We start from the raw sequence: 12,853 nt of genomic DNA, 5'->3' as shown, positions 1-12,853 counted from the left end.
GACGCGCCCGGCCGACCTACACCCTCATCTGGGAAGAGCCTTCAAACGCATCCAGATATCTGTGGACGTGGACAAGGAGGCCGCTGAGCTGTCGACGCCCAACACCGGGAGCCAGCCTGCCGCGCCGCGAACGAGTCGCTTGAATGATCTGTGACGAGGGGTACGCATGACTGACAGTGACGACAACATAGCGGTTGACTTTGCCACTCTGCAGCTCCTCTCGGGCCAGCTGGAAGGAATCCTCAAGGAGCTCAACGAGAGCGTCCACACCATGCATGACCGCGTCGCGAAGGTCGTTCTCACCTGGGAAGGCGAGGCACGCGAGGCGTTCATCGACAAGCTTGACGAGTGGGATAGATCGGCCCGGGACCTTCAGGCGACTCAGGCGTGGCTCCACGGCGTCGTCACGACAGGCCAGACCAACTACGCGGCGGCACATGCCGCAGTGCTGCGAGGATGGGGAGCGGCCTGATGACCATGCCCCCTCCTCCGCCTCCCTTGAGTAAGGGAGACATCGACGTCACCCCCAGTGCGCTGCACGCGCTCGCGGGCTACGTCGCCTACCTCCAGGATGGTCTGCACAAGGGAGCCAACCAGCTCCTTGATGAGCTGGGCCGGTATCCGGACTGCGGTGGTTACGGAACCGCCGCATGGGAGTTCGCCACCGCGTACAAGAAGGTCGGTAACCGCTTCGTCGAGGTGTGGGCCAAGTCGGTGGCGAGCGTCGGAGGTGCCGCGGTCGGCTTCGCCCAGACCGCGAACAACTATGCGACCGCCGATGCGGCCACCGACCCTTCCGGCGCCCCGGCCCAGACCCAGCCACCGCCGGCCGTGATCGATACGCCGCCGAGCTACGGGTCCGTGACGGACCTCAAGTGGGCGGATATCGACCAGAGCCAGGACATGTTCCAGCTGGCACTGGAAGCAGTGGAAGCCGGAGTTCTGGCGATCATCAGACCTCTCCTTGAAGATGCCTATCGCATGGGTAAGGCGGCCGAGATCATGCCGCTGCCCGACTACCTGGGCCTGGACAACATGTCTGTCGCCTGGGTGTCCGCGAGCATGGTGGTCACCACGACGGACGGCAACCTCAGTAGTGCCCTGCACAACTACACCGATCGCTCGAACGGTGAGTGGGCTGGGGCAATGCGGCAGTTCTGCAGCGCTGTCTGGGGCACGAGCGCGTGGGGCAAGAGCCGCGAGGGCTATGAGTGGAAACATGACACGGCTCAGCCCGGGAAGGCCGGCAGCCACCCCGTCATGGACGTGATGGTCAAGACCTGTGACGTCATGAGTGACGCTCTGGGCGCCTGGGCGATTGCCGCGCAGGATGTGCGGGACGATATCCGCAGGCTCTACTACGAAGCCGTCATCAAGGCCCTGCCGCACATCGACACGAGCGACGGTCTGGGCTTGAAAGATCTCAAAAGCTTCGGGAAGGGTCTTCTCAACATAGGAAAGGGCTTCGCCGAGGGGTTCGCCCTCGAGGTGGACGAGGAAGCGATGAATTCAGCGGTCGAGGCATACAACAACCGTGTGCACCGACAGGTCGTCGAGCTCAACAAACTCCACGAAGCTCTGGATGAGGCATACAACAGTGCCCCCACGTTCCGGGCCGAGTCGGCGCGTGCGGAGTCCTTCGGCGCCCGAGCTCTGACCGATTTCAAGGACGATCCGCTCTACACCGTGGCCGGGGACGACGAAAGCAATCACAAATACCCCCTCGATCTTGCGAACCAGGAGGGCATGCTCGGGTCCCACGTTGTGGACGAACATGTAGGCAAGACTGATGAGCAGTTGGAACAAAGGCTGCGGGACCAGCAAATCGTCAGGCCTTCCGGTATCCGGCCCGAAGCGGTGTCATCATTCGGGAGCCTCGGGGACGCGCAGCGGTATACTCAGGCGGCTCTTGATGAACCGTCGAATCAAAGAAAGATCGACAATTGGCTCGCAGGTAACCCCGGGCCCAACTCGTCCCGCTCACTTCTCTTGACGACGAACGACACCGTAGGAAGATCGTGGGATCGAGGCGACAACGCCGCGCGTGATGTGACCAATGTGTGGGTCGTCCTGAGACCCAACCCGGGGAGTAGCCCACCGTTCGTCGTTCTTACTTCCATGCCCACCGACAAGACTCAGCACCCGTAGTGTGCACTCCTGGAAAACTGTGAGGTACGGGCCGTGACGCAGATTGACGACGTCCTCTGGAGCCGCTCCCTGCGGGCCATGTTCGGGGAAGGCATGTTCGCAGCTGTGGGAGCGCGGCGACGCGATGACTGGCGACTGGATGCCCTCGACGTCATGCAGCTCCGGACGGACGACCCGCGTGGCTGGCCGAGGATTGTCACGGCGCCAGCAGGGAGCAATTACGGTGCGGGGTCGGAAAACCCGTTCGGTGCTGTCACGCCGGGCGACTTCGATGCGGCTTTCCCTGTGGCCAGGAGTGGGGCCGAACAAATCATGGTCACTCTCCAGGCCGATTGGTTCCAGACGGAGGGTATTCAGGATTTTGATGCGCGAGAGGCTGAGCTGATGTCTCACGCGCGAGTGGTCCTGGAGAGGTTCGGGGCAGACGCGCTGTTCTTCACCAATGCGGTGTCGGCGCGCGAAAATCCCCATGCCGACATGTTTGGGCGAGAGGGTGTCTATGAGGGATTTACCAGCTATGTAATGGACTGTGGTGTAATCGCTGTCTCTGCCGCGGAAGTCGGCATCTTCTGGGGCTTCACGACTGACTGAGGATTTCCCGTGCGTACTCGTTCCGCCACCTACCCCGACCGCGCGACCGCAGAGTGGTGTACCCAGCAGGTCGTCACGCGCAACGAGCAGGCCGTGCACCGCTGGCTGGCCCAGGGAACGCGCCCGAGGCTGACCATCGAGGCTGCCTGGCCATCCCGTGAGGAGCCCGTCGGACGCGTGTTGCTGCAGGCGATGATGCTCGCCGGTCGCGAGCCCGTCGATGTGCGGGCCGCACGGGTGACGTTGAGGCGTGAAGCGTCGAGTCCGCACGGTTTCGTCGTGCATGCCACCTACCCGATCTACCTCTGAAGGTGCCGCAGTGTCCATGAAGCCGCTTGAGTTCGACCGCCGGTACGGCGAACTCGACATCGTCGTTTCAGCCTTCGCCGGACAGGAACCCGGCGATCCGGAAACGGACACAGCGCCGTCGGCCCTCCAGGCGTACCTTCGGCACACCTGGCACACCAGGCCATGGGCGCTGTCCGTCGCCGAACAGCAACTCCGCGAGTACGCACGGAACCCGCCCGGCCGCCTGCGACAGCGCCTCGGCGAGTTCTATTCGGTACCCGATCTCGGGCTGTCCGAGTCCCAGACGCAGAGCTGGCTGTCCAGGACGGCCGACCACATCAAGCGCAGCATCGAGTCCGGCGATGTGCCTCCGCCGACGTCGCCCCAGACACACTGGGAGTGGCACGCCCGCTTCGGGGAGCTGGCGCAGTTCCTCGGCGGCTGGTTCTCGCAGGACATGCCCGAAGAATTCGCCGACCACGATGCGGCGGTCCGCGACTACGGAGAAACGGTCGATCCCCAGCTGACCGCCCGGCTGGTCGGTGAGATCCATGAATTGCTGGCCCTCGGACTGGAGGATCACGACTACGCCGTCGGTGTGGGCGAGCTCGGTATGGAGGTTGAGCCACCAGCCGAGTTCACGGTAGAGAGTTGGCTCCGGACGGTGGCGGAGCGCCTCGCGACGGCCGTGCCCGACTACGGAAAGTGACTGGCGCAGGCCGGACTTGCTGGTGACTGCCACGGATGGACCCACCGGATTTCCCGCTGGATGGTTCGATGAAACGACGCGCCAGAGGAATCCAGTGACCGCCTTCGCCGCCCTGACCCGACTCTGCCCGCCGCCGGAAGAGACGAGCCGGCGCCGCCCCATCGACTGGAATCAGGTCGAGAGCGTTCTCGGTGTGCCGCTTCCCGAGGACTACAAGCGGCTCGCATCCACCTACGGCCCGGGGTCCTTCGCCGACTACCTGCGCATCTACCAACCCGACGGGGTCACCGAATGGGTCGACCTCACCGGCCCGATGCCCGCCAGGATCCGCGCGCAGCTGCAGCTGGACCACGACCGAGGCACCTACCCCGTTCCGTACGACCCGCGGCAACTCCTCCCGATGGGCGGCACCGACAACGGAGAGCACCTCTTCTGGATCACTGAACCACGCACAGCTCCGGACGCCTGGCGCGTCGCCGTGAACGAGGCCCGCGGGCCTCGGTGGTTCACCTACGACGGGACCCTCACCGAGTTCCTCGTCTCCGTACTGAGCGGCGAGACCTCCGTGCCCCAGTTCCCCAAGGACGTCCTCGAACCGACGACCGCATTCGTTCCCTCGGACCCCACGCTGTGGGCCCCGCCGCAGGCCCCGGCCCGGCCACCCGTCGACAGCGAGACCATTCGGGAATGGGCTCGGGCCAACGGCCACCAAGTGTCCGCCGGCGGACGCATTCCGGCCGCGATCCGCGAGGCATGGGAGAACGCCCACAGCTGACTGAACGAGTCGGGCCGAGCTTGTCGGTCTCCACGGGCGGGACTCCACCGGTTCTCGCGAGAAGGGCCAGGCGAATGCGGCCGGTGGTGAGCGGCTCACAAGGGCGGCGCACTTCCCGGGTCCTTCGGCGGCGCCCCTTGTTCCGGGCCCGGGCGTCACGGCTCCGGGGTGCAAAATGACCAAGAAGGGGGCCGAAGCGCAGAAGCTCAGGCAGGGTGGGTGAGGTAAGTCATAAGCCGGTGGCCGACGGGACAGAAGCCGGGCGAATCCTGAGCGCTCCACCCCTCGCCCCCGATGAGCGTGCGCCGACGCACGTGTTGTGCTGCACAAGGAGAAGATGTGGCGACAGAGACCTTCAGCATCGACAAGAGGCCTTTGCGGGATCTGCTGGGTCAGGTCGGGGCGGGGAAGATCCAGTTGCCTGAGTTCCAGCGTGGGTGGGTCTGGCCCTGGCCCAACATCGCGAGTCTGCTGGCCTCGGTGTCTCTCAACTACCCGGTCGGGACGGTGATGCTGCTCCGGGGCGGCGGAGATGTCCGGTTCAAGTACAGGCCGATCGAGGGAGCGGTCCTGAGCGGGCAGGTGCAACCGGAGTCGCTGGTTCTGGATGGACAGCAGCGGCTCACCTCGCTGTTCCAGTCGCTCGCGATGAACAGCCCGGTGGAGACCCAGGACGAGCGTAAACGCCGGGTGAGCGGTTGGTTCTACGTCGACATGGTCAAGGCGATCGACGAGAACGAGGATCGCGAGGAGGCCATCCGGTTCATCCCTCCCTCACGCAAGGTGGTCAACTTCCGAGGCGAGATCCTGGAAGACTATTCGACAAGGGAGTTGGAGTACCAGCACCGCGTTTTCCCGTTGCGATGCCTCTTCGACAACTCATGGGGCGACGGCTTCGCCCGCCACTGCAATTTCGCACCGGATGCGATGGAGCTCTGGTACCGCTTCCGCGACAGCTTCATCAAGTCATTCGACCTCTACCACTTCCCGGTCATCGAACTCGGCAAGGGCACCCCACGTCAGGCGGTCTGCCAGGTCTTCGAGAAGGTCAACACCGGGGGAGTCACTCTCACCGTCTTCGAGTTGCTGACGGCGACGTACGCCGCCGACGAGTTCGATCTGCGACGACACTGGCACGAGTGCCGTTCTGCCTGGGAAGCGCCCGAATACGCCATCCTGAAAGACGTCTCCAACACCGACTTCCTCCAGGCGGTCACTCTCCTCGCCACCGCCGAGCGGCGGCGCCGGGAGGAAGAGGCCGGCACGGACGAGGAACGTCTGCCGCGCATCGGGTGCAAGCGCAAGGAGATGCTCGTGCTGGGCCTGGAGGACTACAGGCGGTACGCCCCCGATGTCGTCGCCGGCTTCAAGGCCGCGGCGAAATTCCTGCGCCAGCAGTTCGTCTTCGACACCCGGTTCCTGCCGTACGGCACGCAGCTCATCCCCCTCGCGGCGATCTTCGCCCTCGCCGGCAAGGACGCGGAGACCGCGGGTGCACAGGAGAAGCTGGCCCGCTGGTACTGGTGCGGGGTGTTCGGCGAGTTGTACGGCGGCACAACCGAGACCCGGTTCAACCTCGACCTCCCCGACGTCGTCGACTGGATCCGCGGATCGACGCAGGAACCCCGTACGGTCACCCAGGCGCAGTTCGCGGCGAGCCGCCTGCTGACCCTGCGGACCCGGCAGAGCGCCGCGTACAAGGGCATTTACGCGCTCCTGCTCAAGGCGGGCGCCGCGGACTGGCGTACGGGGGAGAAGGCGGAGGTGAGCGTCTACTTCGACGAGGCGATGGATATCCATCACATCTTCCCGCAGGCCTGGTGCAACAAGAACGGCCATGAGCGTTCCGTCTACAACTCCATCGTCAACAAGGCTCCTTTGACGGCACGGACCAACCGGATCATCGGCGGACACGCACCGTCCGAGTATCTGCAGCGGCTCGCCAAGGCGGCCGAGACCAGCCCGGAGGGCGTCGAGCAGCGCATCAGGACACACCTCGCGGACCCCCGGCTGATGCGGGCCGACGATTTCGACGCCTTCTTCGAGGAGCGGCGGAAGGTACTCCAGGAACACATCGCCACCGCGATGGGCAAGCCGGTGGTTGACGACCACATTCCGGGGCAGCGCCCCGGGGAGGCGATCCAGGCTGCGGAAAACGGGGTGGAATTCGGCGGTCCGATTCCCGTGGGGTCGTGACACCCGGCCCGTGACCGAACGCCGGTCACGGGCGCGGCCGTCCGCCATCAGCGGTCGTCGTCACCACGGTCCGGGTTGCCGGGCCGTGGTCCTTGCGGTGGACAAGCCGGACGCCTGCACAAAAAAGACCCCGCGCTCAGCGTTTCCGCTGGCTACGGGGTCTTTTCGGCACTTCCTGCGAAGTGCCCCCGGCAGGATTCGAACCTGCGCACCCGGCTCCGGAGGCCGATGCTCTATCCCCTGAGCTACGGGGGCGATGTCGCTGCCCTCGGCGGCGACGAGTGAAACCCTACCAGCTCCGACGGGGTGTCCGGGAACAGGTATTTACGCGTCGCCGCCGCCCGTGCGAGGGAGGGCCCCGCCACCCTCCAGGGGCGGAAGTGGGCAAAACCCGGACGCAGCTCCTCCGCCCGACCTACCCTCGAAGGGTGTCAGGGGCGTACGGCCGCGTGCTTGTTGTCGACGACAACAAGGTCATCCGGCAGCTGATCAGGGTCAATCTCGAGCTGGAGGGCTTCGAGGTCGTGACCGCGGCCGATGGCGTCGAGTGCCTGGACCTGGTCCACGAGGTCCGCCCGGACGTGATCACCCTCGATGTCGTGATGCCCCGGCTCGACGGCGTGCAGACCGCCGCCCGGCTGCGCGCAGACCCCAGGACCGGGCACCTGCCCGTCGCCGTCATCAGCGCGTGCACCCCGTACGAGGTGGACTCCGGGTCGGCCGCCGGGGTCGACGCGTTCCTGGCGAAGCCCTTCGAGCCGAGCGAGCTGGTGCGCATGGTGCGGCGGCTCGTGGACCGTGAGAACACCGTGCCCCTCGACGGTCGGCGCGGTGCCGGTACGGCCGGGAGCGCGGCGGGCTGAGCGTGCGGCCGGCCGGGTCGCTGCCCGTATGGCGAAACCGGTTGGCGAAGTGCCCCCCTTCCTCCCATACGCTGGTGCCGTGACCCCCGCCGATCTCTCCCGGACCGTGCTGCACGCTGTGCGCCGCGCGGTCGACGAGGACGCCCTGCGCGCGCCGGTGCCCGCGCGCGTGCGGATCGAGCGGACACGGCCCGGCGGCAGCGGCGACTACGCCTGCGCCGTCGCCCTCCAGCTGGCCGGCCCCGCCGCGCTCCCGGCACGGGAGGTGGCCGCGCTCCTGCGGGACCGGGTCGCCGGGACGCCCGGGATCGGGCGGGTCGAGATCACCGGACCCGGCTTCCTGAACTTCACGCTCGACGCCACCACCGGCGCCGACGCCCGCGCCGCCCGCGTCCGCGAGATCCGCGAGCTCGGCCTGCGCTACGGGCGGGTCACCACGGAGGCCGGGCGCCTCCACCGCCTCCACCACCCCCGCGAGATCAGGGCCGCCGTCGTCGCGCAGAGCGTGGCGCGGCTCCTGCGCACCCAGGGCGGCCAGGTGCTCGTCGGCTGCACCGGCGAGCCCGGCCCCCGCTGGGAGGAACTGCGGGTGAGGGCCGGCACGCGGTACGGGGCCGAGGAAAGCGCCCTGATCCGCCCCGTCCCCGCCGGCGCCACCGCCGGGGCGCTGGTGGACCGGCTCGGGCGCGACGCCGCGCTCTGGGGACTGCAGCGGCCCGCCGCCCACGACCACGCGCCCCTGGGCGACGACCTCCTCGTACAGGGGGAGGCCAATCCGTTCTTCCTGGTCCGCTACGCCTACGCCCGTACCCGCGCGCTCACCCGCGAGGCGGAGCGGCTCGGCTTCACCGGCCGGTACGAGACCGACGTCGACGCCCCCGCGCTGCACGCCGCGCTCGCCGACCACCCCGGTGTCCTCGCCTCGGCGGCGCGCCTGCACGCGCCCGACCGCGTCGCCCGGTTCCTGGAGACCACGGCGGACGCCCTCCTCGACCTCCACGCCACGGCCCCGCCGCTCCCCGTCGGCGACGAGAAACCCTCGGCCGCCCACCGTTCCCGGCTGGCCCTTGCCGAAGCCGCCGGGAAGGTGCTGGCAGGCGGCCTGTTCGTGCTCGGCATCAGCGCGCCCCCCCACCTCTGACGAGAGACTTGAGAGAGCAGAGCAGAACGATGAGCCGATCCGCACACCCCGCCGGGCCCCGTCACGCCGACGTCTACCCCGAGGGTCACTACACCGCCCCGGCCACCGACCTCAACGAGCTGGACCCGAAGGTCTGGTCCCGTACCGTCACCCGTGACGCGGACGGCGCGCTCACCGTCGGCGGGATCGAAGTCGCCCGCTTGGCCGAGGAGTTCGGCACCCCGGCGTACTTCCTGGACGAGTCCGACTTCCGGGCCCGCTGCCGCGCCTGGTCCGACGCCTTCGGACCGGACGCCGACGTCTTCTACGCCGGCAAGGCCTTCCTCTCGCGTGCCGTGGTGCGCTGGCTCCAGGAGGAGGGGCTGAACCTCGACGTCTGCTCCGGCGGCGAGCTGGCCACCGCGCTGGACGCCGGGATGCCCGCCGAGCGCATCGCCTTTCACGGCAACAACAAGACCGTCGCCGAGATCGAGCGGGCCGTCGAGGCGGGCGTCGGGCGCATCGTCCTCGACTCCTTCCAGGAGATCGTCCGCGTCGCGCACGTCGCCCAGCGGCTCGGCGTCCGCCAGCGCGTGCAGATCCGCGTCACGGTCGGCGTCGAGGCCCACACCCACGAGTTCATCGCCACCGCCCACGAGGACCAGAAGTTCGGCATCGCGCTGGCGGACGGACTGGCGGCCGAGGCGGTCCGCAGGGCCCTCACCCTGGACGGCATCGAGCTCATCGGCATCCACTCGCACATCGGCTCGCAGATCTTCGACATGGCCGGCTTCGAGGTCTCCGCGCGGCGCGTGGTGCAGCTGCTCGCCGAGGTCCGCGACGAGCACGGCGTCGAGCTCCCCGAGATCGACCTCGGCGGCGGCCTCGGGATCGCGTACACCTCCGAGGACGACCCCCGCGAGCCGCACGAGATCGCCAAGGCGCTCAGCGACATCGTGACCCGCGAGTGCGAGTCGGCCGGTCTGCGGACCCCGCGCATCTCCGTCGAACCGGGCCGCGCGATCGTCGGCCCCACCGCCTTCACGCTGTACGAGGTCGGCACCATCAAGCCCCTCGAAGGCCTGCGGACGTACGTCAGCGTCGACGGCGGCATGTCGGACAACATCCGCACCGCCCTGTACGACGCCGAGTACAGCGTGGCGCTCGTCTCCCGCAGCTCCGACGCCGAGCCCATGCTCGTCAGGGTCGTCGGCAAGCACTGCGAGAGCGGTGACATCGTGGTCAAGGACGCGTTCCTGCCGTCCGACCTGGCGCCGGGCGACCTGATCGCCGTGCCCGCCACCGGTGCGTACTGCCGCTCCATGGCGAGCAACTACAACCACGCCCTGCGCCCGCCGGTCGTCGCCGTGCGCGACGGGGAAGCGCGGGTCATCGTCCGGCGCGAGACGGAGGAAGATCTCCTGCGTCTCGATGTCGGCTGATGAAATTCACATCTCAAAATCCGGACGGGTGGCAGAAACCCCCGTCCGGTGAGTGAGACTGGTCCACACATCAGAAGTATGAGAAACGAGGTCGGATGATGCGTACGCGTCCGCTGAAGGTGGCGCTGCTGGGCTGTGGAGTGGTCGGCTCAGAGGTGGCGCGCATCATGACGACGCACGCCGACGACCTCGCCGCGCGCATCGGCGCACCGGTCGAGCTCGCCGGTGTCGCCGTCCGCCGGCCCTCCAAGGTGCGGGAGGGCATCGACCCCGCACTGATCACCACCGATGCGACCGCCCTGGTCAAACGGGGCGACATCGACGTCGTCGTCGAGGTCATCGGGGGCATCGAGCCCGCCCGTACGCTCATCACGACCGCCTTCGAGCACGGCGCGGGCGTCGTCTCGGCCAACAAGGCGCTGCTCGCCGAGGATGGCTCGGCGCTCCACGCCGCCGCCGAGAGGAACGGCCGGGACCTCTACTACGAGGCGGCCGTGGCCGGGGCCATCCCGCTCGTACGGCCGCTGCGCGAGTCCCTCGCCGGCGACAAGGTCAACCGGGTGCTGGGCATCGTCAACGGCACGACCAACTTCATCCTCGACCGGATGGACACGAGCGGAGCCGGGTATTCCGAGGCGCTCGACGAGGCCACCGCCCTCGGTTACGCCGAGGCCGACCCCACCGCCGACGTCGAGGGCTTCGACGCCGCCGCGAAGGCCGCCATCCTCGCCGGGATCGCCTTCCACACCCGGGTGAAGATCGGGGAGGTGCACCGCGAGGGCATCACCGAGGTCACCGCCGCCGACATCGCCTCCGCCCGCCGCATGGGCTGTACCGTCAAGCTCCTCGCGATCTGCGAGCGCGCCGCCGACGGCAATTCCGTCACCGCCCGCGTGCACCCCGCGATGATCCCGCTCAGCCACCCGCTGGCCTCCGTGCGCGAGGCGTACAACGCGGTCTTCGTCGAGGCCGAGGCGGCCGGACAGCTCATGTTCTACGGGCCCGGCGCCGGCGGCGCCCCGACGGCCTCCGCGGTCCTGGGCGACCTCGTCGCCGTATGCCGCAACATCATCGGCGAGACCACCGGCCCCGGTGAGTCCGCGTACACGCGTCTGCCGGTCAGCCCCATGGGCGATGTCGTCACGCGCTACCACATCAGTCTCGACGTGGCCGACAAGCCTGGCGTGCTCGCCCAGGTCGCGACGGTCTTCGCCGAACAGGGCGTATCCATCGATACGGTCCGCCAGCAGAGTCGGCCTGACAGTCAGGAAACCGGCGGCGAGGCCTCCCTCGTCGTCGTCACCCACCGCGCGCCCGACGCTGCCCTCTCCGGGACCGTCGAAGCGCTGCGCAAGCTCGACACCGTGCGCGGTGTCGCCAGCATCATGCGTGTTGAAGGGGAGTAAGGACCCATGACCAGCAAGGGCACCCACCAGTGGCGCGGCATCATCGAGGAGTACCGGGACCGTCTTCCGGTCACGAGCACGACGCCGGTCGTCACACTCCGTGAGGGCGGCACGCCGCTCGTCCCGGCGCAGGTCCTCTCCGAGCGCACGGGCTGCGAGGTGCACCTCAAGGTCGAGGGCGCCAACCCCACCGGTTCGTTCAAGGACCGCGGCATGACCATGGCGATCACCCGGGCCAAGGAGGAGGGTGCGCAGGCCGTCATCTGCGCCTCCACCGGCAACACCTCCGCCTCCGCCGCCGCCTACGCGGTGCGCGCGGGCATGGTCTGCGCGGTCCTCGTGCCGCAGGGCAAGATCGCGCTCGGCAAGATGGGGCAGGCGCTCGTCCACGGCGCCAAGATCCTCCAGGTCGACGGGAACTTCGACGACTGCCTGACCCTGGCCCGCAGCCTCTCGGACAACTACCCGGTGGCGCTGGTCAATTCGGTCAACCCGGTCCGGATCGAAGGCCAGAAGACCGCCGCGTTCGAGATCGTCGACGCGCTCGGCGACGCCCCGGACATCCACGTCCTGCCGGTGGGCAACGCGGGCAACATCACGGCCTACTGGCGGGGCTACAGGGAGTACGCCAAGGACGGCATCTCCACGCGCGCCCCGCGCATGTGGGGCTTCCAGGCGTCCGGCTCCGCGCCGATCGTGCGCGGCGAGATCGTCAAGGACCCGGCGACCATCGCCACCGCGATCCGCATCGGCAACCCGGCGTCCTGGCAGTTCGCCCTGGACGCGCGCGACGAGTCGGGCGGCTTCATCGACGATGTGACGGACCGTCAGATCCTGTCGGCGTACCGCCTGCTGGCCTCCCAGGAGGGTGTCTTCGTGGAGCCCGCGTCGGCGGCCTCGGTGGCCGGTCTGCTCAAGGCCGCCGACGAGGGCAAGGTCGACCCCGGCCAGAAGATCGTCTGCACCGTCACGGGCAACGGCCTCAAGGACCCCGACTGGGCCGTCGCGGGTGCTCCGCAGCCGGTGACCGTCCCGGTCGACGCGGTGGCCGCGGCCGAGAAGCTGGGCCTCGCGTAGCCGGCGTCCGCCGCAGCTCAGCCGCCCTTCGGGGGCGGAGAGCGCATGGGAGGTGTGCGACACGCATCGTGCGCCTCCCGTGCGCCCTATGTCGCCACAGAACCTTCCTTCGATAAGCTGTGTACGACCCGCCCCGCCGCATCCGCCGCGGTGCTGCAGCCGTCGTGACTGCCGGGCCCCCCGTCCCCCCGCGCAACGGCACCCCACGCACGTCGAAGTACCCTGCACCACATCCCCG

At 68.3% G+C, this 12,853-nt stretch carries 12 protein-coding genes and 1 tRNA gene; 12 read left to right on the top strand and 1 reads right to left on the bottom strand.

All coding sequences use genetic code 11. The features are described 5' to 3' along the window. Positions 1-166: 166 nt before the first annotated feature. The 7 genes from JKV81_RS19645 to JKV81_RS19615 all read left to right on the top strand — a co-directional run bounded on the left by JKV81_RS19645 (position 167) and on the right by JKV81_RS19615 (position 6,707). Positions 167-472, top strand: a complete 306-nt coding sequence (locus JKV81_RS19645) for a WXG100 family type VII secretion target (protein ID WP_202076958.1) — start codon at positions 167-169, stop codon at positions 470-472. Next, positions 472-2,148 carry an RNase A-like domain-containing protein gene (locus tag JKV81_RS19640; RefSeq protein ID WP_202076957.1) on the top strand — a complete coding sequence of 559 codons (1,677 nt, stop codon included), beginning with the start codon at positions 472-474 and terminating at the stop codon, positions 2,146-2,148. The genes JKV81_RS19645 and JKV81_RS19640 overlap by 1 nt, the downstream gene beginning before the upstream one ends. Positions 2,149-2,181: 33 nt before the next feature. Further along, positions 2,182-2,739 carry a hypothetical protein gene (locus JKV81_RS19635; protein ID WP_129265440.1) on the top strand — a complete coding sequence of 186 codons (558 nt, stop codon included), beginning with the start codon at positions 2,182-2,184 and terminating at the stop codon, positions 2,737-2,739. A 9-nt stretch (positions 2,740-2,748) separates the two neighbouring features. After that, on the top strand, positions 2,749-3,048 hold the full coding sequence (locus JKV81_RS19630; RefSeq protein ID WP_129265441.1) for an RNase A-like domain-containing protein: 300 nt from the start codon (positions 2,749-2,751) through the stop codon (positions 3,046-3,048). Between the two features lie 10 nt (positions 3,049-3,058). Next, a complete protein-coding gene (locus JKV81_RS19625) occupies positions 3,059-3,736 on the top strand; it encodes a contact-dependent growth inhibition system immunity protein (RefSeq protein WP_129265442.1) in 678 nt (225 codons plus the stop codon). Between the two features lie 94 nt (positions 3,737-3,830). Beyond that, a complete protein-coding gene (locus JKV81_RS19620; protein ID WP_241748518.1) occupies positions 3,831-4,511 on the top strand; it encodes an Lsr2 family DNA-binding protein in 681 nt (226 codons plus the stop codon). A gap of 339 nt (positions 4,512-4,850) precedes the next feature. Continuing rightward, complete coding sequence (locus tag JKV81_RS19615) at positions 4,851-6,707, top strand: DUF262 domain-containing protein (RefSeq protein WP_202076956.1); 1,857 nt, start codon at positions 4,851-4,853, stop codon at positions 6,705-6,707. A 183-nt stretch (positions 6,708-6,890) separates the two neighbouring features. Here JKV81_RS19615 and JKV81_RS19610 read toward each other — a convergent pair. Continuing rightward, a tRNA-Arg gene (locus tag JKV81_RS19610) sits at positions 6,891-6,962 on the bottom strand. 173 nt (positions 6,963-7,135) lie between these two features. On the opposite strand from JKV81_RS19610, the gene JKV81_RS19605 reads away from it, so the two are divergent. The 5 genes from JKV81_RS19605 (at position 7,136) to thrC (ending at position 12,615) form a co-directional block, all read left to right on the top strand. Next, entirely contained in the window at positions 7,136-7,570 is a 435-nt protein-coding gene (locus JKV81_RS19605) for a response regulator (protein WP_307820581.1), read from the top strand. 79 nt (positions 7,571-7,649) lie between these two features. After that, entirely contained in the window at positions 7,650-8,711 is a 1,062-nt protein-coding gene (gene nrtL / locus JKV81_RS19600) for an ArgS-related anticodon-binding protein NrtL (RefSeq protein WP_202076954.1), read from the top strand. Positions 8,712-8,740: 29 nt separating this feature from the next. Beyond that, positions 8,741-10,132: a diaminopimelate decarboxylase gene (gene lysA, locus JKV81_RS19595; protein WP_129265446.1), complete on the top strand. Its 1,392-nt coding sequence runs from the start codon at positions 8,741-8,743 to the stop codon at positions 10,130-10,132. A 95-nt stretch (positions 10,133-10,227) separates the two neighbouring features. Further along, positions 10,228-11,538, top strand: coding sequence for a homoserine dehydrogenase (locus JKV81_RS19590; protein ID WP_187281830.1), 1,311 nt, complete (start codon positions 10,228-10,230; stop codon positions 11,536-11,538). Positions 11,539-11,544: 6 nt separating this feature from the next. Beyond that, entirely contained in the window at positions 11,545-12,615 is a 1,071-nt protein-coding gene (thrC, locus tag JKV81_RS19585; protein WP_124274688.1) for a threonine synthase, read from the top strand. The last annotated feature ends 238 nt before the right edge of the window (positions 12,616-12,853 follow it).

The sequence above is a fragment of the Streptomyces silvae genome, assembly GCF_016745505.1.
Lineage (GTDB): Bacteria > Actinomycetota > Actinomycetes > Streptomycetales > Streptomycetaceae > Streptomyces > Streptomyces silvae.
Note: the sequence above shows the minus strand (reverse complement) of the source record. Positions and strands in the feature narration are given on the sequence as shown.

What these genes read in the sequence shown, in the direction of transcription:
- lysA (WP_129265446.1), top strand. Translation starts at nt 8,741, where the DNA reads ATGAGCCGATCCGCACACCCCGCCGGGCCCCGTCACGCCGACGTCTAC.
- JKV81_RS19645 (WP_202076958.1), top strand. Translation starts at nt 167, where the DNA reads ATGACTGACAGTGACGACAACATAGCGGTTGACTTTGCCACTCTGCAG.
- thrC (WP_124274688.1), top strand. Translation starts at nt 11,545, where the DNA reads ATGACCAGCAAGGGCACCCACCAGTGGCGCGGCATCATCGAGGAGTAC.
- JKV81_RS19590 (WP_187281830.1), top strand. Translation starts at nt 10,228, where the DNA reads ATGATGCGTACGCGTCCGCTGAAGGTGGCGCTGCTGGGCTGTGGAGTG.
- JKV81_RS19640 (WP_202076957.1), top strand. Translation starts at nt 472, where the DNA reads ATGACCATGCCCCCTCCTCCGCCTCCCTTGAGTAAGGGAGACATCGAC.